The following is a 25,453-nucleotide window of genomic DNA, read 5'->3' as shown; positions in this document are numbered from 1 at the left end:
TCAGCCCCAGAGCGTTTCCACGACCTTCGCAGGCCATTTCTTCACGTCGAGGCCATGATGCGCAAACAGCGCGAGCGCGATGCGCTCAAGGCCGAAACCAACGCAGGCGGTATGGGCGACATCGCCATTGTCGAGGTTAAGACCCCATTTCTGGCCGAAGGCATCCTGGTGATAGTTGAAGCTCATGCAGGCCGTCGGGCTGGTCGTCGATGTGACCGGGATCAGCAGTTCGAATTTCAGGTTCTGGTCGCGCTGGTTGTTGGCCAGCATCTTGCCGGCACGGCCGAAGAACGGATCGTTGGCGACATCGATGGTGACGTCGAGCCCGACTGCTTTCATCATCTCGACGCCGCGATCCATCCAGGTCTGGCGGAATTCGGTGACGTCGGACTCGGTACCCATGCAAACATATTCGCGCATGCGGAAAAGCTGCTGGCGGGCCGGATCCTTGGAGGGTTCATGGCGGAAGCAATAGGACTGGATGTCATAGAGACCGCCGCCGGCAGGTAGCGCGCCGCGCTTGGCAATCGTCGGATAAAGCGGGTAGCAGGCCGCCGGCGTCAGCACGATGTCTGTCGCTTTCTGGTCCTTGGTCCAGTCACCGCCCTCATCCATGGTTTTCAGCAGGCTGACATGGTCGAGTTCGCAGCCGCAGAAGGAGTGGACGGTGCCGGCGAGCTGCGGGAAGCTCTTCATGTAACCGCTCTTTTCGAAGTAGGCGCGGTTGATGCCGGGCGGAAAACGGATCGCTTCGGCGCCATCAGCGCCGCCCGTGCGGTCGATCAGCCGCTCGAATGCGGCAATCACGTCCTCGAACTGGCCGCTGCGTCCATAAAGACCGTCCACACCCGTTTCAATCAGCAGGCCTTCTTCGAACAGTCGATCGAGAAACGATGTTTGCATGTCCATGGTCTTATCCCAAGAGGCTGGTGTCCTGCTTGTGAACCAGCAGGAGATTGGCGGAATTGCCGAGAATGCGGTCGTTGGAAATCATCAGACGGGCAGAATGCGCGTCGCGAAGGTGCCGGCCGAGGCTGTAGGGCGTGCCGTTCTTGTAGCCCATGATGCCGCAGACCAGCATGGCGTGGTCAATGATTTCAAGAATGGTTTCCGAAGAGCAGATCTTCACATTGTTCATGGCGACGGCAAAGGCCATCGACATCAGTTTTTCCGGGTCGCTCTTGGTATCCTCGTAAGCCTTGATGCCGGCGATGATGTTGGATTTCACCACCTGCAGCTTGGTGGAAACCTCCGCAAGGCGGATCGCGCCGGGAGGAGCCGTGCCGGGCGACTTGCGCGCTGCGGCTCTGACGAAAGACTGCGCGCGCAGCACGGCATCCGACGCGATGCCATACCAGACGGCGCTCCAGAGAAGATGCGAGCTTGCAAGCATGGATTGCGCTGCGATTTCCGCGAAAGGCTTCGGGAAGATCTGTGCCGCCGGCGCTTCGCCGCGAAACAGGAAACCATCCGAACAGGTACCGCGCATGCCGAGCGTATCCCAGACATGGGTTTTTTCGAGCGTGTACTGGTTTTTCAGGAATACGGTCATCACCTGATCGGCGGGCGCGGCATCCTTATGGGTGCGCGAGGTGATGAGGATCGCATCGGCATTGCTGCCATAGGAAATGACGGTGGCGTCCTTTTCCAGCCGGCAGAAATCGCCTTCGACCTCGATTGCGCAGATGGAGTTGCGCAGATTGCCGCCGATGCCGCCTTCGGTGGTGGCTGAGCCGAGCAGCAGCTGTTCCGCCGCGACGCGGCTCATGAAGCCCGCATGCCATGCGCTCGCCTCGCCATGTTCCACAAGGCTGGACAGCTTGATGTGGTGCATGGCGAAAATCATCGCGGTTGCGGAACAGGCCTGGCCGAGCCGGGCGCAGATATCGGCGATTTCCTGCAGGGAAGTACCTTCGCCACCGAGCGAAGCGGGGACCTGAATGCCGAGCAGGCGTTCCTGCCTGAGTGTATCAACGGCTTCCTGCGGAAAGCGGCCGGTAACATCCACCTCATCTGCGTGTTTGGCGGCAATTGCTGCGACACGGCCCGCGCGCGCGGACAGCGTTTCATCCTGCGGCGCTACGGTGACGTTCATCAGGCTGCCTCTTTACCATCCAGAATGAGCTTAACGGTGTCTTCAATGGCCTTGATGCTGGCAAACGACTTGCGGTTCAGCAGATTGTCCGGGAATTCGATATCGAATGCTTCTTCGATGCCGAGCATCAATTGCACCGATGCGAAGGAAGAAAGCCCCGCCGCGTAAAGATCGGCTTCATCTGCAATCGTATCGACGGGGGTTGGAAGCTGGCCGAATTTGGCCAGTATTTCACGTATAGTCGCATTCATTCCGACGTATCTCCCATAAATTTCACATCAGGATGGTTTGTGCTTATCGTTACGTTGCAAACGATAATATTCGCCTAAACCGTTAGGTTAATTACAACTAACGGCAGCATGCGCCATTCCCGCACCTTTGCCAAGCATGGATCGTCGGCCTTGACAAATGCCTGATGGTGTTTTTTGCTGGGGTCATTCACCAGGGGTGTCCCGTCAAGGGGCTGAGATTCTGCTTTCATGCGCAGTGACCCGTTGAACCTGATCCAGTTCATACTGGCGTAGGGACGGTGCAAAGACCTGATGTCGGACGGGCGCATGACGCCGTGTTTCGGCACTTCGGTATTTTCCATCATTCCGGCTCGAACTGGGTCTCCACTGTTAAGCTTTGGAGCCTCAAGATGAATATCGCTGCCAAGAATATCCCGCTTTCCGTCACCACCGGGCCGCATGCCGCCTCCACGAAAATCCACAAATCAGGCATTTTACATCCGCATATCCGCGTACCGATGCGCGAGATCGCCGTCCATCCGACGGCGGGCGAACCGCCGGTGACGGTCTATGATTCCTCCGGTCCCTATACCGACCCTACCCATCCCGTTCTGATTGAAAAGGGTCTGCCGCGTCTGCGTCACGAGTGGGTTGTAGCGCGGGGCGATGTCGAGGCTTATGATGGCCGGCACCTCAAGCCGGAGGATAACGGCTTTGCCACCGGCGAACGGCTGACGCCCGAATTTTCCGTGCGCCACCAGCCGCTCAGAGCCACGGCAGGTAAAGCCGTGACCCAGCTTGCCTATGCGCGGGCAGGTATCATCACGCCGGAAATGGAATTCATCGCCATTCGCGAAAATCTCGGGCGCGAGGCAGCGAAGGAGAAGCTCGCGCGTGACGGCGAGAGTTTCGGCGCGCATATCCCTGATTACGTCACGGCGGAATTCGTCCGTCAGGAAGTGGCGTCGGGCCGCGCCATCATTCCCGCCAACATCAACCATCCGGAACTTGAACCGATGATCATCGGCCGCAATTTTCTGGTGAAGATCAACGCCAATATCGGCAATTCCGCCGTCACCTCCTCCATGGCGGAAGAGGTGGAGAAGATGGTCTGGGCGATCCGCTGGGGCGCCGATACCGTCATGGACCTTTCGACAGGGCGCAACATCCACAATATCCGCGAATGGATCATCCGCAATTCGCCGGTACCGATCGGCACGGTGCCGCTTTATCAGGCGCTGGAGAAGGTCAACGGCATTGCCGAGGATCTCAACTGGGAGGTGTTCCGCGATACGCTGATCGAACAGGCGGAACAGGGCGTGGACTATTTCACCATCCATGCCGGCGTCCGGCTGCACTACATCCCGCTCACCGTCAGTCGCGTCACCGGCATCGTGTCGCGCGGCGGGTCGATCATGGCGAAGTGGTGTCTGCATCACCACAAGGAAAGTTTCCTCTACGAGCATTTCGACGAGATTTGCGACATCTGCCGCGCCTATGACGTTTCCTTCTCGCTGGGCGATGGTCTTAGACCCGGCTCGATTGCCGACGCCAATGACGCGGCGCAGTTCGCGGAACTGGAAACGCTTGGCGAGCTGACGCAGATCGCCTGGGCTAAGGATTGCCAGGTGATGATCGAAGGCCCCGGCCATGTGCCGATGCACAAGATCAAGGAGAATATGGACAAGCAGCTGAAGACCTGCGGCGAGGCGCCCTTCTATACGCTTGGACCTCTCACCACCGATATTGCGCCCGGTTACGACCATATCACTTCGGGCATCGGTGCTGCGATGATCGGCTGGTTCGGCACGGCCATGCTCTGCTACGTCACGCCCAAGGAACATCTCGGCCTGCCTGATCGTAACGACGTGAAGGTGGGCGTCATCACTTATAAGATCGCCGCGCACGCGGCCGATCTCGCCAAGGGCCATCCGGCCGCACAGGTGCGGGACGATGCGCTGTCGCGCGCAAGGTTCGAGTTCCGCTGGGAAGACCAGTTCAACCTGTCGCTCGATCCGGATACGGCCCGGTCCTTCCATGACGAGACGCTGCCGAAGGAGGCGCACAAGGTCGCGCATTTCTGCTCCATGTGCGGGCCGAAATTCTGCTCGATGCGGATTTCCCACGATATCCGCGCCGAGGCGCAGAAGGAGGGGCTGGAGGCCATGGCCGCGCGCTTCAAGGAAGGCGGGGAGCTTTATATGCCGCTCGCGACGCCTGCGGATGCCGAATAGCATGCGCGTTCTGGTCAAGGGAACGGGGGTCGCCGGTTTGACGGCGGCCTTCGAACTGGCGCGGAACGGCGTTACCGTCGAGGTTTGCGAGCGCAATGCCGGACCCTTTCGCGGCGCATCCTGGTATGCGGGCGGCATGCTGGCGCCCTGGTGTGAGCGTGAAAATGCGGAAGAGGCCGTTCTGACGCTGGGTCAGGCGGCGCTCGACTGGTGGGATGAGGCAACCCCCGGCCTTGTGGCCCGACATGGCACGCTGGTTGTCGCGCCCGCCCGCGACAAAGCGGAGCTTTCGCGTTTCGCATCGCGGACCGGCGGCTATCGCTGGGTGGACGAGGGAGAGATCGCCGCTCTGGAGCCTGATCTTGCCGGGCGGTTTCGCTCCGGGCTTTATTTTCCGGACGAGGGGCATCTCGATCCGCGCCTTGCACTGAAATCGCTGCATGAGCGGCTTTGCACCATGGGTGTGCGGTTCCATATGGGCATCCCGGTGGATGACCGACCGTTCGACCGGGTGGTGGATTGCACCGGCGCCGCTGCGGTGGGAGAGATTTCCGACCTTCGCGGCGTGCGGGGAGAGATGCTCTATCTCTCCACGTCGGAAGTTTTTTTGTCCCGTCCCGTCCGGCTGCTGCATCCGCGTATTCCGCTTTACATCGTGCCGCGCGAGCCCGGCCGTTTTATGGTGGGCGCGACGATGATCGAAACCGAGGATACCGGCGACATTTCTGTCCGTTCGATGGTGGAATTCCTGAATGCCGCCTATGCGGTGCATCCGGCTTTCGCGGAAGCGGAAATCATCGAGACCGGCACGGGCGTGCGCCCCGCCTATCCCGACAATCTGCCGAAAGTCACGCAAGACGGCCGGCTCATTTTCATCAACGGCGCACACCGGCATGGCTTTCTGCTCTCGCCGGCTATCGCGCGTCAGGCGGTTGAAATCGTCTGCCAAACTCTTTCTCAAAAGGAACAGGATCATGAAACTTCTGGTAAATGGCGACGAGCTTGATCTTGCCGCCGAGACGCTGGCCGGTCTGCTCGCCAGCCTCGAATATGAAGGTGAATGGCTGGCAACGGCGGTCAATGGCGATCTGGTGCATTCGGAAGAGCGCGCCGACTATCAACTGAAGGCCTTCGACCGTGTCGAAATTCTCTCGCCGATGCAGGGAGGCTGAGACATGCTGACGCTTTATGGCCGTGAAGTCTCGTCCCGTCTTCTCCTCGGCACGGCGCGGTATCCGTCCCCCGCCGTGCTTGCCGATGCCGTGCGGGCGAGCAACACGGATATTCTGACGATTTCGTTGCGCCGGGAAACAGCCGGCAATAAGAAGGGCGGTCAGTTTTTCGAGCTTATCCGCGAGCTCGATCGCTACATCCTGCCGAATACGGCCGGGTGCCATACGGTCAAGGAAGCGGTGCTGACGGCAAAGATGGCCCGCGAGGTGTTCCGCACCAACTGGATCAAGCTGGAGGTCATCGGTCATCACGATACGTTGCAGCCCGATGTCTTTGCGCTTGTCGAAGCGGCGAAAATTCTCTGCGATGATGGTTTCGAGGTCTTTCCTTATACGACCGACGATCTGGTCGTCGCCGAAAAGCTGCTGGAGGCAGGCTGCAGGGTACTGATGCCCTGGTGCGCGCCAATCGGCAGCGCCATGGGGCCGCTCAATCTGACGGCGCTGAAATCCATGCGGGCGCGTTTTCCGGATGTGCCGATGATTGTTGACGCCGGTATCGGCCGCCCGTCCCATGCGGTCACGGTGATGGAGCTTGGTTACGATGCTGTTCTGCTCAACACGGCGGTTGCGGGCGCGGGTGATCCGGTCGGCATGGCGGAGGCTTTCGCCCACGCCATAGAGGCCGGCCATCAGGCATATCTCTCCGGGCCGCTGGAGCCGAGGGACATGGCCGTTCCCTCGACGCCGGTGATCGGCACGGCTGTTTTTTCCTGATCGCGGCTTGTCGTAGACATCAGGCACGTCACGTTTTGCGTTGACAGTGCCTGATGGTGGCGGGATACCGGGAAAAAAGGGAAACGGCATGGCGGCACTCACCAATCTTCTGACTGACATAGGCGGCGTTTCGGTCGGCAATGTCACCGATCTTTCCCTCGGCTCCGGTGTTACGGCGATTGTTTTCGAAAAACCCGCCATTGCTTCCGGCTCTGTTTTGGGCGGTGCGCCGGGCGGGCGCGATACCGGCCTGCTCGACCCGGTGATGACGGTGGAAACGGTGGATGCCTTCGTGCTGTCAGGTGGTTCCGCCTTCGGGCTGGATGCGGCGGGCGGCGTTCAGGCCGGGTTGCGCGAGATCGGGCGGGGGCTGCAGGTGGGGTCCACCCGCGTTCCCATCGTGCCGCAGGCGATCCTGATGGATCTGCTGAATGGCGGTGACAAGGATTGGGGTCTGCATTCGCCCTACCGCGAGATGGGATATGCAGCCTTCGAGGCGGCGCGTGCGATGCCCTTCGAGCTTGGAACAGCCGGGGCTGGAACGGGTGCGACGACCGCCACCTTCAAGGGCGGGCTCGGCTCCGCAAGCGCCGTCAGTTCCGGCGGTTACAAAGTGGCGGCCATCGTTGCCGTCAATGCGCTCGGCTCCGTAACGGTTGGAACGAGCCGCCATTTCTGGTCCGCGCCTTTTGAAGTGCAGGGTGAATACGGCGATTGCGGTTTTCCTGCTCATTTCGAGCCGGATCACACCGCGCTGCGGCTCAAGGGGGTCAATCTCACGGCAACGACCATCGGTGCGGTGGTGACGGATGCCGCGCTCACCAAGGCGCAGGCGCATCGCCTTTCCATCATGGCGCATGACGGGCTGGCGCGTGCCGTTCTGCCCGCCCATCTGCCGAGTGACGGCGACACCATGTTTGCGGCCTCAACCGGTGAAAAGCCGCTTGAGGGCGGCGTTCATTTCGCCGAACTTTGCCATCTTGCCACCATCGTGATGGCGCGTGCGGTGGCGCGTGGCGTCTATGAGGCGACGGCCTTGCCGGTGGATGGAGCGCAAAAGGCCTATCGCGATCTTCATGGACGGAGCCTTTGAACGATGATTAAGGCTCTCCCTCCACTGAAACCTGTTCTTCGTATCGATTTTCCGCCCGGAGAGCGTCTCGGGCACGGCAAGATCGAATTGATGGAGCTGATTGCCGAAACGGGTTCCATCTCCGCCGCGGGGCGGGCGATGGACATGTCCTATCGTCGCGCATGGCTGCTGGTGGATGCGCTAAATCATATGTTCCGGCAGCCGGTTATTGAATCGCAGCGGGGCGGCAAACAGGGCGGCGGTGCGGCGCTGACCGCTTTCGGCGCCGAATTGCTGGAACGCTATCGCAGCATGCAAAAGCGGATGAACGAGGCCTTGCGCGCGGATATCGACTGGCTGGAGGCCAGCCGCAATCCCGATGCGGCCCTCAATAGGGATCAAGAGCCGCCGACTTTATGATCGCATGCACCGGTCTTCCGGGTTCCAGCTGCAGCCTTTCGCGGGAGAGGTCGGTGATGCGCGACTGGATGATGTCACCGCCACAATCCACCTGAACCGTGACCATGCCGTCTTCACTGGCCGAAACAGTCGCAACACGGCCCTCGAGAATGTTGAGGGCGCTCAAGCCTTCGGGCTTTATGGTTGCCAGCATCACATCGCGCGCCGGTATAAGCACGCGTGCCGGGCTGTCGGATGTTCCCCTTTTTGCCGGCACATGGAGCAGCATGGTCTTTAGCCGCACGGCGGCAAGTCCGTGCCGCTCATCAAAGCTTTCAATGTGCCCGGAAAGAATGCTGCCTGCCTCACGCCGTTCGAGATGCATGCTGAAATCCGGTCTCGCCAGCACCTCGGCTGCTTTTCCCTGCGTTTCCACCTTGCCATCCTTCATCACCACGATGCGGTCTGCGAGGCGGGCGACTTCCTGAATGGAGTGGCTGACATAGACAACAGGGATTTTCGTCTCGTCGCGCAGCCGTTCGAGATAAGGAATGATTTCGGCTTTCCGCTGCTCGTCCAGCGAGGCGAGCGGTTCGTCCATCAGCAGCAGCCTGGGGGAAGAAAGCAGGGCGCGGCCGATGGCGACGCGCTGTTTTTCGCCGCCCGAGAGTTTGTTTGGACGCCGCTGCAAGAGATGGCCGATGCCGAGCATCTCCACGATATGGTCTTCCTGCGCGGCCTTCGTTTTGTCTGTGGTGAACCAGCTGCCGTAGTGCAGATTTTGCGCCACGCTGAGATGTGGGAAAAGCTGCGCCTCCTGAAAGACATAACCGAAACGGCGTTTATGGGCCGGCACGAACAGTCGCTTTTCGCTATCGGCCAGCACTTCGCCGTCCAGCAAAACCTGTCCCTCATCCGGTCGCAGCAGGCCGGCGATGATGCGGATCATCGAGGTCTTGCCGGAACCGGAGCGTCCAAACAGCGCGGTGACGCCGCCTTCGGAGGTGAATGACGCATCGAGTTCGAAGGAGCCGAGGCGATGGCGGGTGGTGACCGAAAGCGTCATTCCATGCTCACCCGTTTGCCGATGATGCGGGCCAGAAATTCCGAGACGAGCAAGGCGAGCATGGAAATCACGACCGAGACTATGGTCAGCCGCAATGCGCCGGCATCCCCGCCTGGAACTTGGGTGAAGGTATAGATGGCGGCGGAGAGTGTCTGGGTTTCACCGGGAATATTGGAAACGAAGGTGATGGTCGCGCCGAATTCGCCCATGGCCTTGGCGAAAGCCAGGATCATGCCGGCGATGATGCCAGGCAATGTCAGGGGAAGCGTGACAGTGAGGAACACCCAGAACGGGCTTGCCCCCAATGTGCCCGCCGCTTCCTCCAGCTTGCGGTCCACCGCTTCGATGGAGAGGCGGATGGAACGCACCATCAGGGGAAAGGCCATGACGGCGCAGGCGAGCGCGGCTCCTGTCCAGCGGAAAGAAAAGACGATGCCGAACCAGCTATCGAGAAATTGCCCGATTGGCCCCCTGCGACCGAACAGGACGAGCAGCAGAAAGCCGGTGACGACGGGCGGCAGGATGAGCGGAAGGTGGACGATGCCGTTGAGCAGCGACTTGCCCCAGAAGCGGCCGCGCGCCAGCGCCACGGCAATCGCAATGCCGAAAGGCAGGCTGGCAAGCATGGCGATGGAGGACACCCACAGGCTGAGCCTGATTGCCGTCCATTCTTCAGGGCTGAGTGTCCACCAATGCAATGCCATATCCTGCAATCGTCATCTCTCGCGGCCAATATGCTGGGCTCCCGAAAGGCAGTTTATTTCAAAACGGTAAAGCCTTGCTTTTCGAAGAAAGGCGTCGCCTTTTCGGATTTCAGGAAATCCAGATAGGCTTTTGCTGCCGGCGATTTTGCCTCCGCGAGAACGGCGACGGGATAGATGATCGGCGGATGGCTGTCTTCCGGGAAGGTGCCGACGATCTTCACGCCGGGATCGGCGGCGGCGTCGGTCTGGTAGACGATGCCATAGGGGGCTTCGCCGCGCGAGACGAGCAGCAGCGCGGCACGCACGCTTTCCGCGCCGGCGACCTTTTGTTCGACAGACGACCAGACGCCGAGTTTTTCCAGAGCGGCCTTGCCGTATTTGCCCGCTGGTACGGAATCAACCGCGCCCATCGCCAGACGGCCGTCGCCCACCAGAGCCGCAAGATCGAAGCCCTGTTTGATTTCGACCGACTTTGCCTTGTCTGCGGGAGCGACGAGAACGATGCGGTTGCCGAGAAGATTGGAGCGGCTGTCAGCGTTTATCAGCTTCTTGTCGGCAACATAGTCCATCCATGCAAGGTCGGCGGAAATGAAGATATCCGCCGGTGCGCCCTGCTCGATCTGCTTGGCCAGCGCAGAGCTTGCGGCATAAGAAACGGTTACCTCGTTACCGCTGTCCTTCGCCCATTCGGCGTTGATGGCGTCGAGGGCGTTTTTCATGCTCGCGGCGGCAAACACCGTGACTTTTTCGGCGGCATGGGCCGGAACGGCCGCAAAGGAGGCCGCCATCCAGAGGGATGTGGCTGCGGCGATGGTTTTGAAAAAGCTGCGACGCAAAAGTCTCATGGTATGTTACCCCCGGTTCTATATATTCCTATGAATATATCGATAGGCCTATAGGGCAATCATTATATTTTCAAGGATATATCGCTGGGGTAGGAAAAAGCCCGTGGCGGGCTTCCCCTACCTCATTCATGAGCTTGTCACAGGAATCCAGCAGATGTGCGTCTGTGCAGCGTGAGAGTCTTTTCCGCCCAAGGACTTGGGTTGGCTGTATTCCTGTGACAAGCACAGGGATGAGGGACGGTGAGCACACCCGAAAACGGCAAACGTCGCAATGAGGCATCGGCCCCGAACGTTTGTGTCGTGCACTGTAAGTCCGATCAAAAACGCTCGCCGGCGAAATGGGCAATCTGTGCGCCTGCCTCGTAATAGGCTTCCTTCACCGCCCGGAAAGCCTGCGCTTTCGGCTCCGTCACAGGCAGCGGCAATTCGGCTTCAGCAATCTCACCGAGAATATGCTGCGCGATCACCTTGCCGAAGGCCGTGCCCGGCGCAATGCCGCGGCCGTTATAACCTGAAAAGCCGACGACGTTCTCCGCGAATTTATGAAACCGTGGCACGGCATTGTCGGTCATGCCGATCTGGCCATACCATTCACATTCGAACTCCGTATCGCCGAGCTGCGGGAAAAGCCGCTTCAGCGATCGTTTTGCCCAGGCGCGATGAATGGCGGTCCCGGTGCCGCGCAGGGCGCCGACGCTGCCGAAGACCAGCCGGCCCGCTTTGTCCATGCGGAAGGAGGAGAGAATTTCCTTCGTATCCCAGCAGCCCTCACGGCCGGGCAGGATGCTTTTTTGCAGGTTGTCGCCCAGCGGTCTGGTCGCGAAGTTGAAATAGGGCAGGTAGATCTGCTCATCGCGAACGATCTGCCACGGTCCGGTGCTGTAGGCTTCGGTGGCCACAACGATCCAGCTGGCGGTTACAGACCCCTGCGGCGTCTTCACCACCCATTTTCCATTGCTGCGTTCGGTCGCTACCACGGGGCTTTCGGTGTGCAGACGTGCACCCGCTTTCCGGGCGGCGGCGGCAAGGCCTCGAACATAAGCGAGCGGCTGGATCGTGCCGGCGCGTGTATCCAGAAGCGCACCGGAATAGGTCGTGCTGCCGGTGCGTCTCGCTGTCTCCTCGGCATCGAGAATGCGGACGGGCGCGCCTCTTGCAGCCCATTGTTCGCAGCGCTCGCGGATTTCGACGAGCCCCTTTTCGCCGACTGCGCAATGGAGCGTGCCGTTTTTTTCGATTTCGCAGGGAATTGCGTGTTTCTCCACCAACTCGCGAACGAGGAGGGGCGCATTGCCCAGAAGATCGAGAAGCCGTTCGCCGTAAGTTGTACCCAGCACGCCGGGCAGTTCTTTCGGCATGACCCACATGCCGCCATTGATGAGGCCGACATTGCGGCCGGCGCCGCCGAAGCCGATTTCCCTTGCTTCGAGAAGAACGACATCCACACCGCATTCGGCAAGATGAAGGGCGGCGGATTGTCCAGTGAAACCACCTCCGACGACGACGACATCGGCAACTGCTGCGCCCTGCAGGGCAGGCGTTACGGGCGGTTGCGGCGCGGTCTTTTCCCAGAGGCCGTGCGAGCGGGGGTCGTTATACATCGTTCCACCATATTCCGGGCCAGTTCATTTGTTTTTCGTATGAGTGACAAGCCCTTGTTTATGAGACTTTACAAGCGGTCGCGCCTGTTGAATATCGACATATCGTCAAGAGTTCATTCCGTGAGGGAATATGGTTCTGCCGCCCCGCCGTTTTCTGCCGTCGCTCTCGCTGCTGGCGGCTTTCGAAGCCGCTTCGCGCACGGGTAGCGTCACCGCCGCGGCGAGGGAGCTGGGGCTGACGCAGGGTGCGGTCAGCCGCCAAATTCTGGCGCTTGAAGAGCAGCTTGGCATGGCGCTATTCCTGCGTGAGCGGCAGACGATACGGCTGACAAGGGCTGGAGAGGGTTATGCGCGGGAAATCCGCGAGGCCTTGCGGCGTATATCGACGGCCTCGCTCAACCTGCGCGCCAATCCCGATGGCGGCACGCTCAATCTCGGGATTCTGCCGAGCTTCGGCACGCGCTGGCTGGTGCCTCGTCTTCCCGATTTCATTGCCAGACACCCGGGCGTTTCGGTCAATCTTCTGACGCGATCATCGCTGTTCGATTTCCGTACTGACACTGTTGATGCGGCCATCCATTTCGGATTGCCGCATTGGCCGGGAACCGAGCTGGTTTTCCTGATGCATGAAAAGGTCATTCCGGTATGCAGCCCGGCCTTCAAGGAGCGACACGGACTTTCAAGGCCTGATGATCTGCTGCAGGTGCCGTTGCTGCACATGACGACCCGGCCGGATGCCTGGGAACAATGGTTTCGCGGCCACGAGGTTCGTTTCGACAATGTGCATGGCATGCTTTTTGATCAGTTCACGACGATTGCCGAGGCGGCGAGCGCCGGCGTCGGGGCGTCGCTCATTCCTTCTTTCATGATCGAGGAGGAGCTGCGAAGCGGTCGCCTGGTCGCGGCTGTCGCGGGCGAAGTGGAGAGCGAGGAAGCCTATTATCTCGCCTGCATGCCGGATCGCGCCGGTTATGCACCGCTCGAGAGTTTTCGGCGGTGGATCGTTTCCGAGGCCGCAATTGGGACGAACGGCAGAACGGGCGAGTTTTCGGCGTAATCCGGTGACCGGTCTTGCAAGACGGACGCAGCTCAGCCAATAGTGCGCCATGACGCGTGGCACGAGCAGCCATGCACCGAAAGTTCAAATACGGGAGATGTCCGTGAAGCCCATTTTTGTTCAGCTTCAATGTGAGCCCGGCAAGACCTATGATGTCGCCGATGCCATCTATAAAACGGAACTGGTTTCCGAGCTTTATTCCACCAGCGGTGAATATGATCTGCTGCTGAAAGTCTACCTGCCGCAGGAAGAAGATATCGGCAAGTTCATCAACCAGAACATTGTCAATATTCCAGGAATCGTGCGCTCGCTGACGACGCTGACTTTTACCGCATTCTGAAGACTTTTGAAGATTGCCGTCCATCCGGCCTCAAACGCCTGCTGCCCGTAATAGGGTGGAGGTGCGCGCGCATGGCAGGAAGAGCCTTTTCGGTCCAAAGACTTGCGGCCGGCTAGGTTCTTGTGATGCGTACAGGGATGAATTGAGGTGCGGCTTTAAGAGGTATTGCGCCTGGCGTCCGGCATTCCGTTCGAATCCGGATTTTTGGACTTCAGTTCCGCGCAGAGCGCTCTGATGCGCAATGCATGGCCAGCGCGACTGCAGGCTGGCGAGCTGTCAGGCAAAGGAAAAGCGCGCCATCGGCCCGCGTTTTGAGGGTCCGATATTTGGCGCGCTCTGGTTTTGACGGTTGTGTGAGCGGGCGAAAGTTTTCCCGCATCAGGCGACCGCGGCCAGATTCCGGTTGCGCACGAGATCGCGGATCGCAATCCGCACGTCGTCGGCGCTGTCGAACTTCTGTTCGTCCAGGTCGTGAACGTGGAACTTCACCGCGATGAACTTCAACCGGTCGTTATCCGGGATGACGATGCCGACGGGTTCGCCAGCGAATTCAATAACTTGCTTCTGCATAGATATACTCCCGCTGTGGCTAATTAACACAGCATGTTGTCGAACTGATTTTCAGGAAATTGAGACCGTCAGGTCACATTCGACAGCAGCGGGAACACGTGGATTTAAATCCAGCATTCCAGGACTCAAGACCAAGGATTGCGTTGATGCTGATATGTTTTGACATGACACACTCCCTGTATTGGTGTTGGTCCGGAATCAGGAGACTCGTTCTCCAGTTCCACACTGATAATCCAGACCAGCACTAAAATCAATGCTGATTGTTATAGGTAGAATATTTTTCTTTATGATGACAGGAGAGGGGCGGAAATGTGAAATTTTTGTTTTCGTCCGAGGCCGCCGCGAAAAGCCCGGTGTAGCAGGCTTTTTATGTATTTTTTAATCGTCGCCGGTGGCTGGCGGTGGGTAAATATGATCGTTTCCGTTGAAATCGGAAACGGAATAACAGCCATCGCGGGTCTTTTCGGCCGCATTTCGGCCGATAGCAGCCTTGCCGTGACCGCCGGGAATGTCGAGAACATAGGTCGGCTGGCAAAGACCGGAGACATTTCCGCGTAACGCCGAAACGATTCGCTGGCCCTCTTCGATCGTTAGCCGGAAATGGCTGGTGCCGGGCGCAAGATCGGGATGATGCAGGTAATAGGGCTTGATACGGGTCTCGACAAAGGCGCGCATCAACTCGGCAAGAACTGCCGGGTCGTCATTGATGCCTTTCAAAAGCACGGTCTGGCTGACCATGGCGATGCCGGCATCAATCAGGCGTGCCGAAGCGTGCCTTGCGGCTTCGCTGAGTTCTCGGGAATGATTGGCGTGCAGGGCCACATAGGTGGTTTTGCCGCTGGCCTTCAGCGCATCGATCAATGATGCGTCGATACGGTCGGGATCGACCACCGGCACGCGGGTATGGAACCGGACGATCTTCACATGCGGTATGTCTTTCAGGCGCGTCATCAGGTCAGACAGGCGCCGCGGGGAAAGCACCAGCGGATCGCCACCGGTCAGGATGACCTCCCAGATGGCGGGGTTCGCTTTTATATAGTCGAATGCGGCGTCAAGTTCCGCCGGGCTCATCATGCCATTGCCCTGCGGTCCGACCATTTCCCGGCGGAAACAGAAGCGGCAATAGACGGGGCAGACATGTACTGCCTTTAAAAGAACCCGGTCGGGATAACGGTGAACGATGCCGTGGACGGGGCTGTGCGCGTCGTCGCCAATCGGGTCGTCCCGTTCTTCGGGAAGGTGAACGAGTTCGGCGGCATCCGGCACGAATTGCCGGGCAATGGGATCCTGCGGGTCGCGGCTGTCGATCAGCCCGGCAATCGACGGCGTGATGGCGAGCGCGTAACGCTGCGTCACCGCGCGCAGGTTCTCCAGCGCTTCGGCTTCAATCAGCCCCGCTTCGAGAAGCGCTTCGGGTGTCTTGATGGTCTCGAGCCCTGTCATCGTCCATATTCCGCGACTGGAGCCCACATGACGAGATCGATACGCGGTGCGCCGGTTGCCAGCATCACCAGCCGGTCGAAACCGAGTGCTATGCCGCTTGCCGGCGGCATGATTGCCAGCGCGGCCAGAAAATCCTCGTCCAGCGGATAGGTTTCGCCGTAAATGCGCTGCTTCTCGGCCATTTCCATTTCGAAACGCCGTCTCTGCTCGGCCGCGTCGGTCAATTCGCCGAAGGCATTGGCGAGTTCAACACCGCAGGCATAAAGCTCGAAACGCTCCGCAACCCGGGCATCCCCGGGGGACTTGCGGGCAAGCGCCGCTTCGCAGGTGGGATATTCGTCGAGAATGGTTGCCCTGCCGAAACCCAGCTCCGGTTCCACCCGCTCCACGATGACGCGGCTGAACATATCCGCCCAGCTATCGTCAGCGGCCACGCGAATGCCGGCATTGGTGAGGCTCGCGGCAAGATGGCGGCTGTCGGTTTCGCCGTTTCGGCTGATAGTGGCCAAGAGGTCGACATTAGCATATCGCTCGAAGGCTTCGGCGACGCTCACTCGTTCCGGCTCCAGGAATGGATCGACGCTGCGGCCGCGATAGGTGAAATTCTTCGTCTTTGCGGTTTCGGCTGCCAGCGCCAGAAGATTGGCGCTGTCCTTCATCAGGCTCTCATAGGTTTCGCCGACCCGGTACCATTCCAGCATGGTGAATTCCGGGTGGTGCAGGGGGCCTCTCTCCCGGTTTCTGTAAACATGCGCAAAACAGGTGATGCGTTTTTCACCGGCGGCGAGCAGCTTCTTGCAGGCAAATTCCGGCGAGGTGTGCAGATAAAGCGGCGCGGCGTCGCCGGCCGGCGTCAGGCCTTGCGTGGCGAAAGCATGCAGATGCGCCTCATTGCCGGGGGAGATCTGCAATGTCGCGGTATCGACCTCAAGAAAATCGGCGCTGGCGAAATAGCCGCGAAAAGCCGACTGGATCGCATTGCGCCCGATGAGAAACGCGCGGCGGTCCGCGTGGACGTCAGGCGTCCACCATGGCGACATTGTCTCGTTGCTTGCACGCATTCTCAGTTCTTTTCCGTCTTCTCTGCGGCGCTCAATTGCGGAGAAATGGTCCGCAAAACGCCTGATCGCGTCATTTAAAGCAATTCCGGGCGGAAAACCGCTAGGCACTCTTCCGGGAATTGCTGTAGAAGGCTGGCAATTCGTGCGGATTTAAGGTAGTTGCGCCCCAGAAAAAAGACAAAACGTCTGCCGGGGCCGGTGCTGCCGCGCAGTCCTTTACGACGCATTTCATCGAGTTACAAGGAAGTCATATGGTCAAGGTTATCGCCTCATCCGTCCGCAAGGGCAATGTTCTCGACGTGGACGGCAAGCTTTACGTCGTTCTTACCGCGCAGAACTTTCACCCCGGCAAGGGCACGCCGGTCACGCAGGTGGACATGCGCCGCATCGTTGACGGCGTGAAGGTCTCCGAGCGCTGGCGCACCACCGAGCAGGTCGAGCGCGCTTTCGTTGAAGACCTGAACTTCCAGTTCCTTTATGAAGATGGCGAAGGCTTCCACTTCATGAACCCTGAGAACTACGACCAGGTCGTGGTCGATGCCGAGACGATGGGTGATCAGAAGGCCTATCTGCAGGAAGGCATGACCTGCATTCTTTCTATTCATGAAGGCAATCCGCTGGCCGTTGAACTGCCGCGTCACGTCACGCTTGAGATCACGGAGACCGAACCGGTCGTGAAGGGCCAGACGGCTTCTTCCTCCTACAAGCCGGCAATCCTTTCCAATGGCATCCGCACCATGGTGCCGCCGCATATCGATGCCGGCATTCGCGTGGTCATCGCGACGGAAGACAATTCCTACGTCGAGCGCGCCAAGAACTGAGCCTGGAGACGGGCTGAAAAAAAGCACCGGGTAACCGGTGCTTTTTTTGTGCCTTGAATAACAAAAAGCCCGCATCGAAAGATGCGGGCTTTTTGTTTGCTTTTTTGGGCCTTGCCTACATGCCCTTCGCGGCGGCCACGGTCGGGCCGGCGGACTTCTTCGGGGCAGGCTGGCCAACGGCATAACCGCCACCGAGAGCCACGTTGAGCGAGACATAATCCTGCGCGGTCGTCTGGATCGCCGTGGCAAGGTTTGCCTGCGCATCCGATACCGAGCGCTGGGCATCCAGAACATCGAGCAGAGACGAGGCGCCATCACGATAGCTGGCGGTGGAGAGCTGCAGCGCTTCCTGGTAGGAGGCAACGGTCTTTCTCAGCGCGTCAACGGTACGCTGGTCGCGATTGATGGCGGCCAGGGCGTTTTCGACTTCTTCCACCGCATTGAGAACGGTCGCCTTCCAGACGAGATATTGTTCTCGTGCCTGTGAGTTGGCGATGTCGACATTGGCGCGGAGTCTGCCGCCATCGAGGATCGGGAGCGTGAGGCTCGGACCGAAGGACCAGCTATTGGCAGTTCCCCTGCCGCCGCCACTCAGGAAATTGTAGCTCGGCGTGATCGCTCCACCAAGCTCGATGCTTGGATAAAGCTGCGCCTCGGTTACACCGATCGTGGCGACCGCAGCGGCGAGATTGCGTTCAGCGACGCGGATGTCCGGACGGTTGCGGATCAGGTCGGCCGGGATACCGGTGCGGGGAACTGCGCGCGCAACAGGCTGGCGTGCGCCCTTCTGCAGCTCGGCGATGAGCGACGAGGCCGGCATGCCAAGCAGGGTCGCGATGCGGTGCGCTGCCTTGCGGAAGCTGGTTTCGAGGCCGGGTATCTGCGACAGCGTGGAATTGACCAGACCTTCGGACTGGACGACATCGAGACGCGAGGCCGCACCCGCTTCGAGCTGCAGCTTGGTCAGATCGAGCGTTTCGCGGCGTGAACCCAGGTTCTGGCGGGCAATCGCCAGGCGCTCCTGATAATAGCGCACGTCGATATAGGCGGCGGCGACGGACGAAATCAGCGTCAGGCGCTGCACGTCGACGGTGGAGTAAGCGGCATCGAGCGATGCATCCGCGCTTTCCGTCGCCCGGCGGTAGCGACCGAAGAGGTCGAGGAACCACGAAACGCTGAGGCTGCCGCTGGATACGTTGGTGACGGGAACGTCACGGTAGCTGCCCTTGGTCTGGCTGGTCGTGTGGCTACCGCTGCCTGTCAGGCTCGGCAGGCCGCCAGCGCCGTCAACGATCACCTGGGCCTGCGCCTGATTGATGCGTTCGATCGCCTGCATCACGGTGAGGTTCTGCGCGAGGCCGGTGGAGACGTAACCGTTCAGGCGGTTGTCGTTAAAGGCCGTCCACCATGCAACGCTGCTGATGTCGCCATTACTGGTTTTTCCGGCTTCCGCAAACTTTCCCGGCAATTGGATTTCCGGCGTCTTGTGGTCGGGTCCAACAACACAGCCCGAGAGCAGCAGCATTGTCAGGGGAAGGGTAGCGCGAATAGACAGCATGTAATTTTCCCAATTCTCTGGTTGGCTTACCGAGCGCGGCTTGCTGACAAATGGGCTGCGCGATCGATATGCCGTAGAAACGTGCATTTGCCAAATCGGCAACATTTCTAGCAGCGTATTAACGGTTGGCACAGCCCATTTTTGTTTTGTTAACGCCTTGAAAGGCGACGAATGATGACGAAAAAGGACGGAACGAAGAAAATTCCGAGGAGTGTTGCAGAAAGCATACCACCCAGCACCCCGATACCGATTGCATTTTGCGCGGCGGAACCCGCTCCGGTTGCGATCGCAAGAGGCACGACACCCAGGATGAAGGCGAGCGATGTCATGATGATCGGACGCAGGCGCAGCTTCGCTGCCTCCAGTGCCGCTTCCACCAGACTTAACCCGTGCTCCTGCCTCTCCTTGGCGAATTCGACGATCAGGATCGCGTTTTTCGCGGCGAGGCCGATGGTCGTCAGCAGGCCCACCTTGAAGTAGACGTCGTTCGTCTGGCCGAAGAAATGGGCCGCGGTCAAGGCGCCAAGGACGCCCACCGGAACGGCCAGGATGACCGAGAACGGGATCGACCAGCTTTCATAGAGGGCGGCAAGGCAAAGGAACACGATGAGAACCGACAGCGCGTACAGCATGGGCGCCTGTGAACCGGAAAGGCGTTCCTGATAGGAGATGCCCTGCCATGCCACCGTGTAACCGCCCGGCATGCTTGCCGTCAGGCGTTCCATCTCGTCCATCGCATCACCGGATGCAACGCCTGCGCCGGCGGTGCCTTCCAGCGAGATCGCGCCTGTGCCGTTAAAGCGGGCGAGAGACGGCGGTGCATTGATCCATTTCACTTCGCTGAAGGAAGAGAAAGGCACCATCTCGCCGCTGGTATTGCGGGCATACCAGAACTTCAGGTCGTCCGGCTGCATGCGGTAGGGCGCGTCACCCTGGACATAAACAGGCTTCAGTTCGCCGTTCAGAGTGAAGTCATTGACATCCCGGCCGGCAAAGATCGTCGACAGCATGAGGTTCACGGAGGAGAGATCGACCCCCATGGCTCCCATCTTTTCCTGATCGAGAACGATCTTCATCTGCGTTTCATTGTCCTGGCTGTCGCTTCGAAGCGAGCTGATCTTCGGATTGCTGGTCGCGAGCGCGATCAGCTCCTTGGACGTGGCGGTCAATGCCTCGGTGCCGTTGCGGCCGCTATCCACGAGATACATCGAGAAACCGCTCGATGTGCCCATGCCCTGAATGGCCGGCGGCAGAAGCGGGAACACCTGAGCATCGCGGAAGCCGAAGAAGGTGCCCATCGCACGCTGCACGATGGCGCCGGCATGCTGATCGGGCGCGGTTCTTTCGGCGAAATCCTTGAGCCTGGTGAAGACGATAGCGTTGTTCTGGCCCGAACCGCTGAAACTGAAGCCGAGCACGCCGAAAACAGATTCGACATTGTTGGCTTCTTTTTCGCGGAAGTAGTTTTCGACCTGCTTCACCACCTCGTTGGTTCGCTCGATATTCGACCCGGTTGGCGTCTGGATGATCGTCAGCAGCACGCCCTGGTCTTCCTGCGGCAGGAACGAGCTTGGCAGCTTTGAAAAGAACCAGGCGCAGCCGCCGATCACGATCGCGAAGATGATCATCACGCGCAGGGGCCGTTTCAGCAGATAACCGATGGAGGACACGTAGCCATCCGTCGTCTTGCCGAAGCCGCGGTTGAACCACGCGCCAGGTCCGCGCTGCTTCTTGTGATGATCGATCGGCTTCAGCATGGTGGCGCAAAGCGCCGGCGTCAGCACGATGGCGACAACGGCCGAAAGCAGCATGGCCGAAACGATGGTGATCGAGAACTGGCGGTAGATGATGCCCGTCGATCCGCCGAAGAAGGCCATCGGAATGAACACGGCTGTGAGCACGAGCGCGATGCCGATGATCGCACCGGTGATCTCGCCCATCGACTTTTCGGTCGCCTCGACCGGCGAAAGGCCCTCTTCCGACATGATGCGCTCGACGTTTTCGACAACGACGATAGCGTCATCGACGAGAAGGCCGATCGCCAGAACCATGGCGAACATGGTGAGCGTATTGATGGAATACCCGGTGAGCGCGAGAACGCCGAAGGTGCCGAGAAGCACGACCGGAACGGCGATCATCGGAATGAAGGTGGCTCTCAGATTCTGCAGGAACACCAGAAGCACGACGAAGACGAGGATGATCGCCTCGATCAGCGTATGCACCACTTTCTCGATCGACAGCTTCACAAACGGCGTCGTGTCATAGGGGTATTCAATCGAAACGCCCTCGGGCAGCGAACCCTCGACATTTGTCAGAGCCGCTTTCACACGTGCCGCCGTGTCGAGCGCGTTTGCACCCGTGGCAAGGTTGACTGCGAAACCGGCGGACGGACGGCCGTTGGATCGGGAATCGCCGCCATAGGTTTCCTGGCCGATTTCGATGCGCGCCACGTCGCTGAGGCGAACCGTCGCGCCATCCTTTTCGACTTTCAGGATGACCGATTCGAAATCGGCAACCGTGGTGAGCTGGCTCTGCGCCGTCACCGTCACATTGAGCTGCTGGCCCTTGACCGCGGGCACGGCGCCGAGCGAGCCGACCGAAACCTGGGTATTCTGGCTTTCGATGGCGCTGGTGACGTCGGCGGTGGTCAGCTGGTATTTGTTGAGCTTGAACGGATCCAGCCAGATACGCATCGCATATTCGGAGCCGAACACGTTGATGCTGCCCACGCCTTCGAGGCGCTTGATCTGGTCTTCGACACGCGAGGAGAATACGTCGCCGAGATCGGCCGAATTGCGCTTGCCGTCGGTCGAGATCAGCGCGCCAACCATCAGGATACTCGATGTCGAGCGGCTGACCTGGATACCCCGCTGCTGCACGGTATCGGGCAATTGCGACTGGACAAGCTGCAGCTTGTTCTGCACCTGAACCTGCGCAATGTCTGGCAGGATGCTGTTGCCGAAGGTCAGCGTCACTTCGGCGCTGCCGGTCGAGGACGACGAGGTCATATAGGTGAGGTCGTCGAGGCCGGTCATGCCGTCCTCGATGATGGTCGTCACCGATTTCTCGACGGTTTCGGCGCTGGCGCCGTTATAGGTCGCACTGACACGCACCGTTGTCGGCGCAATATCGGGATATTGCGAAATGGAAAGCGTCCAGATCGCAAGGGCGCCGCCCAGCATGATGACGATGGCGATAACCCATGCAAACACGGGGCGCCTGATGAAGAAATGGGCCATGGCAGTCCTGCCTTACCTTTTACGAGCTTCGACCAAGGGGTTTCGTGCTCATGCTTATTTCGAGGGGGCGGCGGCAGGCGGAGCTTGCTGCGGCAGAACGACGATACCGCGATCGTCAATGGTCACTTCAACTGGCGCAACCGTTGCACCGTCGGCAATCCACTGGAAGCCGTCGACGATGAGCTTGTCGCCATCCTTGACATTTTCCGTCACCAGCCAGGCGTTGCCCGACTGCTGGCTGGACGGGAAGGTGCGGGTTTCCACCTTGTTTTCCGCGGTCACGAATTTTGCGGTCAGTTCGCCATTGGCGTTCCGGCTCGCTGCGCGCTGCGGAATGCGGAAGCCTTTTTCCTTGCCGATCGTCAGCGTGGCGCGAACATAGGTGCCGGGAAGCAGAAGATCGTCAGGGTTGTCGAAGAGGGCGCGGATGGAGAAGGTACCCGTCGTTTCGCTCACCGCCATGTCCGACATATCAATCTTGCCGTCATGCTTGTATTCGGTGCCGTCTTCCAGCGTCAGGTGAATGCCGGTCTCCTTCGTGTCGCCGCCAAGCTGACCCGATGAGATCGCCTTTTTCAGACGCAGGAGATTGATGCTGGATTCCATCAGGTCGATATAGATCGGATCGATGCGGCGCAGCGTTGTCAACGCCGTCGTCTGGTTCGCCGTCACCACGTTGCCGATGCTGAAGGCGGTCGCGCTGGTAATGCCATCGAAGGGGGCGCGGACCTTGGTGAGATCGAGATTGATCTCGGCTGTTTCCAGCGCTGCCTTGGTCTGTGCCACGTCGGCTTGCGCCTGCAGCAGCGTCACCTTGGCATTTTCATATTCGATCTGCGTCGCACCGCTGTTGACCAGGCGTTCGTAACGGGCAAGGTTCGCCTGGGCGCTCGGAATGCTTGCTTCCGCTTTCGCCACGTTAGCCTTGGCCTGCGCCACTTCCGCCAGATAGGTATTGTCCTCGATCTGGTAGAGAACGTCGCCCTGCTTGACCTCGCTGCCTTCCTTGAAAGGAATTTCGCGGATGATGCCGGTGACGCGCGGCCGGATTTCGGCTGTCTGGAACGCGCTGGCGCGGCCGGGCAGAACGGTGGTCAGGGGATATTCGCTGGTCTTCATCAGGATGACGCTGACCGGAGACGGCGGACGCTCTGCAGTCTGGCCGGCGGTCTGGCTGCTCTCGCCGCCATCGCTGCAGCCCGCCAGAAGCGCGGTTACACACAGAGAAGCAAATAGGGGTAAAATACGTCGGCTCATTGTTCTTCCCTGCGTATCGCTCGCATTTAACTATAAGCGCAATGTCGCTCGGCGGATGCGCGTCCGGAAACAGACACGACAGGCGAAGGCCTTGGAAGGGACCCGATTCGCTCATTTTGTCCGGACCGCCATGCGCATAGAAGCGCAGGCTTTTGCGCTTCGCAAGCAATTGCGAGAAGGTGACGTAAATTGGGAATCGTCACTTAGCAAGCGGATTGCGCAATCCCGCGTCAATTAAATCGACGAGTTGATCGCAACGTGTTGCCAAATTGCCGATATCTTCCCGCGCAATGAGGACGGGGTGGATGACGCTGGTCAGCGCGTGGAGCACGGTCTCCGCCAGAGGAGGGATATCGGTGGCGGTGTAGATTCCGGCCTCGACGCCGTCCTGAATGATTTCGGCCAGCAATTTAACGATGACGGATTTATAATAGTCTCCGCACTTCATGTCCTGCTTGGCGGTCATCAGGATCATTTCGAAGACGTAGGGATTCTTATTGAGATCCTGGTGGTGCTGCTCCATCAGGTTGCGCGCTAGATGGCGCAATCTGGAAAGCGGTGCATGGCTTTTGTCGAGTGGACAGATCTGCCGTTCGAAAGCGCCGATCTGTTCGAAGCCAAGGGCGTCGACGAGCGCGTTCTTCGAGCTGAAATTCTTGAAGACATTGGCGGGAGACATGCCAAGCGCTGAGGCGATATCGGCAATCGCCACCGCATTGAAACCACGCTCCCGGAAAAGCTCTTCCGCTTTGGCGAGAATGTCCCGCCGGGTTTCCTCGGCGGAACGGCGAGGCCGGCGCTTGACAGGACGGTCACTCTTCCTGTCGCCCTTTCTCGCCTGTTCGATCATTTTGCTCACGGTCAGACTCCGGGGAAGAACGGCTCCAGATTCCGGCGTACTCTTGCAAGCGGCGTCTCGCCGCTATCGTCGGGAACAAAGCTCTGTCCGGTGATGCGTTCGTAAGCATCAATATAGACCTTCGAGGTCTGCAAGACGAGATCCTGCGGAATTTCGGGAACGTCATCCTTATAAGGGTCGCAGCGTTCGGCAACCCAGGCTCTCACGAAATCCTTGTCGAAGCTCGCCGGCCGGGTGCCGTTGCGAAAGCTTTCCTCATAGCTGCCAGCCATCCAGTAGCGGCTGCTATCAGGTGTGTGGATCTCGTCGGCCAGGATGATGGTGCCGTTTTCATCCGTTCCGAATTCATATTTCGTGTCGACGAGAATGAGGCCCTGCTTTGCGGCAATTTCCTGCCCGCGCTTGAACAGTGCCAGCGCGTAACGGGAAAGCGTGTTCCATTGCTCCTGTGTCAGGAGTTTCTTCTCCACAATCTCGGTCGGTGTCAGCGGCTCGTCGTGGCCGCCATCGAAGGCCTTGCTTGTGGGCGTGATCACCGGTTCGGGCAGAATCTGGTTGTCCTGCATCCCGTCAGGAAGGCTCATGCCGTACATCTGCCGCTCGCCCTTCTTATAAAGGGTCAGGATCGACGTGCCTGTCGTGCCGGCCAGATAACCGCGAACCACCACCTCGACCGGCAATATCTCAAGTCTTTTGCCGATGACGACATTTGGGTCAGGATAGCTGACCACATGATTGGGGCAGATGTCCTTTGTCTTTTCGAACCAGTAGCGGGCCGTCTGGGTCAGGACCTGTCCCTTATAAGGTATGCAGGTGAGAATACGGTCGAAGGCGCTGAGGCGGTCGGTGGATATGATGATACGGTTGCCGTCCGGCAGATCGTAGTTTTCCCGCACCTTGCCACGGTAGTAATTCGGCAGCTCGGGAATGACGGCTTCATCGAGAATGCGCACGGGCTCTCCAATTCTTCGCTTTATAAGGGGACGTGAGACGCCCCAAGTCTTCTGAAACTCTCGTCCGTTCCTATTGCATGTTTCCTGGAACAGGGCCAGT

Annotated in this window: 24 protein-coding genes and 1 riboswitch; of the genes, 9 read left to right on the top strand and 15 right to left on the bottom strand. The window is 59.4% G+C overall.

Annotated elements, in window-relative coordinates:
- From MRBLRC7O_RS11125 to MRBLRC7O_RS11115, 3 genes are read right to left on the bottom strand one after another with little or no spacing between them, the layout of a single operon-like run.
- The gene (locus tag MRBLRC7O_RS11125; protein WP_003504856.1) at nt 1–909 is read right to left on the bottom strand and encodes an amino acid--[acyl-carrier-protein] ligase; all 909 of its coding nucleotides are present in this window, start codon (nt 907–909) and stop codon (nt 1–3) included.
- A 4-nt stretch (nt 910–913) separates the two neighbouring features.
- Nucleotides 914–2,095, bottom strand: coding sequence for an acyl-CoA dehydrogenase family protein (locus MRBLRC7O_RS11120; RefSeq protein ID WP_020813437.1), 1,182 nt, complete (start codon nt 2,093–2,095; stop codon nt 914–916).
- Nucleotides 2,095–2,346: an acyl carrier protein gene (locus MRBLRC7O_RS11115; protein ID WP_003504852.1), complete on the bottom strand. Its 252-nt coding sequence runs from the start codon at nt 2,344–2,346 to the stop codon at nt 2,095–2,097. Before MRBLRC7O_RS11115 ends, MRBLRC7O_RS11120 begins: the two co-directional genes overlap by 1 nt.
- A gap of 182 nt (nt 2,347–2,528) precedes the next feature.
- Nucleotides 2,529–2,640, top strand: a riboswitch (TPP riboswitch).
- Between the two features lie 95 nt (nt 2,641–2,735).
- Here MRBLRC7O_RS11115 and thiC point away from each other — a divergent pair.
- From thiC to MRBLRC7O_RS11085, 6 genes are all read left to right on the top strand, one after another.
- Nucleotides 2,736–4,559: a phosphomethylpyrimidine synthase ThiC gene (gene thiC / locus MRBLRC7O_RS11110; protein ID WP_080866451.1), complete on the top strand. Its 1,824-nt coding sequence runs from the start codon at nt 2,736–2,738 to the stop codon at nt 4,557–4,559.
- Between the two features lies 1 nt (nt 4,560).
- Entirely contained in the window at nt 4,561–5,565 is a 1,005-nt protein-coding gene (thiO, locus tag MRBLRC7O_RS11105; RefSeq protein WP_003504834.1) for a glycine oxidase ThiO, read from the top strand.
- On the top strand, nt 5,534–5,731 hold the full coding sequence (gene thiS, locus MRBLRC7O_RS11100) for a sulfur carrier protein ThiS (RefSeq protein ID WP_003504833.1): 198 nt from the start codon (nt 5,534–5,536) through the stop codon (nt 5,729–5,731). Before thiO ends, thiS begins: the two co-directional genes overlap by 32 nt.
- 3 nt (nt 5,732–5,734) lie before the next feature.
- Entirely contained in the window at nt 5,735–6,508 is a 774-nt protein-coding gene (locus MRBLRC7O_RS11095; protein ID WP_003504832.1) for a thiazole synthase, read from the top strand.
- 88 nt (nt 6,509–6,596) lie between these two features.
- The gene (locus MRBLRC7O_RS11090; protein ID WP_003504828.1) at nt 6,597–7,601 is read left to right on the top strand and encodes a P1 family peptidase; all 1,005 of its coding nucleotides are present in this window, start codon (nt 6,597–6,599) and stop codon (nt 7,599–7,601) included.
- Between the two features lie 3 nt (nt 7,602–7,604).
- Complete coding sequence (locus tag MRBLRC7O_RS11085; protein WP_003504826.1) at nt 7,605–8,000, top strand: winged helix-turn-helix domain-containing protein; 396 nt, start codon at nt 7,605–7,607, stop codon at nt 7,998–8,000.
- On the opposite strand, the gene modC is transcribed toward MRBLRC7O_RS11085, so the two are convergent.
- The 4 genes from modC to MRBLRC7O_RS11065 form a co-directional block, all read right to left on the bottom strand.
- A complete protein-coding gene (gene modC / locus MRBLRC7O_RS11080; RefSeq protein WP_080866450.1) occupies nt 7,969–9,045 on the bottom strand; it encodes a molybdenum ABC transporter ATP-binding protein in 1,077 nt (358 codons plus the stop codon). The two genes, MRBLRC7O_RS11085 and modC, sit on opposite strands and share 32 nt — an antisense overlap.
- Entirely contained in the window at nt 9,042–9,749 is a 708-nt protein-coding gene (gene modB / locus MRBLRC7O_RS11075) for a molybdate ABC transporter permease subunit (RefSeq protein WP_020813444.1), read from the bottom strand. The genes modC and modB overlap by 4 nt, the downstream gene beginning before the upstream one ends.
- A 53-nt stretch (nt 9,750–9,802) precedes the next feature.
- Nucleotides 9,803–10,594, bottom strand: a complete 792-nt coding sequence (gene modA, locus MRBLRC7O_RS11070; protein WP_003504820.1) for a molybdate ABC transporter substrate-binding protein — start codon at nt 10,592–10,594, stop codon at nt 9,803–9,805.
- A 317-nt stretch (nt 10,595–10,911) separates the two neighbouring features.
- On the bottom strand, nt 10,912–12,195 hold the full coding sequence (locus MRBLRC7O_RS11065; RefSeq protein WP_080866449.1) for an NAD(P)/FAD-dependent oxidoreductase: 1,284 nt from the start codon (nt 12,193–12,195) through the stop codon (nt 10,912–10,914).
- 130 nt (nt 12,196–12,325) lie between these two features.
- Between MRBLRC7O_RS11065 and MRBLRC7O_RS11060 the strand changes: the two genes are divergently transcribed.
- Nucleotides 12,326–13,252 (top strand): LysR family transcriptional regulator, encoded by a 927-nt coding sequence (locus MRBLRC7O_RS11060; protein WP_080866448.1) that lies wholly within the window; start codon nt 12,326–12,328, stop codon nt 13,250–13,252.
- 103 nt (nt 13,253–13,355) lie between these two features.
- On the top strand, nt 13,356–13,592 hold the full coding sequence (locus tag MRBLRC7O_RS11055; protein WP_003504815.1) for an Lrp/AsnC ligand binding domain-containing protein: 237 nt from the start codon (nt 13,356–13,358) through the stop codon (nt 13,590–13,592).
- Nucleotides 13,593–13,970: 378 nt separating this feature from the next.
- Here MRBLRC7O_RS11055 and MRBLRC7O_RS11050 read toward each other — a convergent pair whose 3' ends face one another.
- From MRBLRC7O_RS11050 to epmA, 3 genes are all read right to left on the bottom strand, one after another.
- Complete coding sequence (locus MRBLRC7O_RS11050) at nt 13,971–14,162, bottom strand: hypothetical protein (RefSeq protein WP_003492264.1); 192 nt, start codon at nt 14,160–14,162, stop codon at nt 13,971–13,973.
- A gap of 378 nt (nt 14,163–14,540) precedes the next feature.
- Entirely contained in the window at nt 14,541–15,605 is a 1,065-nt protein-coding gene (locus MRBLRC7O_RS11045) for a lysine-2,3-aminomutase-like protein (RefSeq protein ID WP_080866447.1), read from the bottom strand.
- Complete coding sequence (gene epmA, locus MRBLRC7O_RS11040; RefSeq protein WP_080866446.1) at nt 15,602–16,666, bottom strand: EF-P lysine aminoacylase EpmA; 1,065 nt, start codon at nt 16,664–16,666, stop codon at nt 15,602–15,604. The genes MRBLRC7O_RS11045 and epmA overlap by 4 nt, the downstream gene beginning before the upstream one ends.
- Before the next feature lie 251 nt (nt 16,667–16,917).
- Between epmA and efp the strand changes: the two genes are divergently transcribed.
- Nucleotides 16,918–17,487, top strand: coding sequence for an elongation factor P (gene efp / locus MRBLRC7O_RS11035; RefSeq protein ID WP_003504809.1), 570 nt, complete (start codon nt 16,918–16,920; stop codon nt 17,485–17,487).
- Between the two features lie 115 nt (nt 17,488–17,602).
- Here the strand turns inward: efp and MRBLRC7O_RS11030 are convergent, their stop codons facing one another.
- From MRBLRC7O_RS11030 to MRBLRC7O_RS11010, 5 genes are all read right to left on the bottom strand, one after another.
- Nucleotides 17,603–19,045, bottom strand: coding sequence for an efflux transporter outer membrane subunit (locus tag MRBLRC7O_RS11030; RefSeq protein ID WP_003510442.1), 1,443 nt, complete (start codon nt 19,043–19,045; stop codon nt 17,603–17,605).
- Nucleotides 19,046–19,194: 149 nt separating this feature from the next.
- Nucleotides 19,195–22,284, bottom strand: coding sequence for an efflux RND transporter permease subunit (locus MRBLRC7O_RS11025; protein ID WP_060725454.1), 3,090 nt, complete (start codon nt 22,282–22,284; stop codon nt 19,195–19,197).
- Nucleotides 22,285–22,338: 54 nt separating this feature from the next.
- Nucleotides 22,339–23,541, bottom strand: a complete 1,203-nt coding sequence (locus tag MRBLRC7O_RS11020; protein WP_003510438.1) for an efflux RND transporter periplasmic adaptor subunit — start codon at nt 23,539–23,541, stop codon at nt 22,339–22,341.
- A 199-nt stretch (nt 23,542–23,740) separates the two neighbouring features.
- The gene (locus MRBLRC7O_RS11015) at nt 23,741–24,400 is read right to left on the bottom strand and encodes a TetR/AcrR family transcriptional regulator (RefSeq protein ID WP_080866445.1); all 660 of its coding nucleotides are present in this window, start codon (nt 24,398–24,400) and stop codon (nt 23,741–23,743) included.
- Nucleotides 24,401–24,402: 2 nt separating this feature from the next.
- The gene (locus MRBLRC7O_RS11010) at nt 24,403–25,353 is read right to left on the bottom strand and encodes a phosphoribosylaminoimidazolesuccinocarboxamide synthase (RefSeq protein WP_003510435.1); all 951 of its coding nucleotides are present in this window, start codon (nt 25,351–25,353) and stop codon (nt 24,403–24,405) included.
- Between the last annotated feature and the right edge of the window lie 100 nt (nt 25,354–25,453).

Origin of the sequence: Agrobacterium radiobacter (assembly GCF_040801995.1) — a bacterium.
Classification (GTDB): domain Bacteria; phylum Pseudomonadota; class Alphaproteobacteria; order Rhizobiales; family Rhizobiaceae; genus Agrobacterium; species Agrobacterium radiobacter.
The sequence above is the reverse complement of the archived record's forward strand: the minus strand, read 5'-3'. Positions and strand labels throughout refer to the sequence as shown.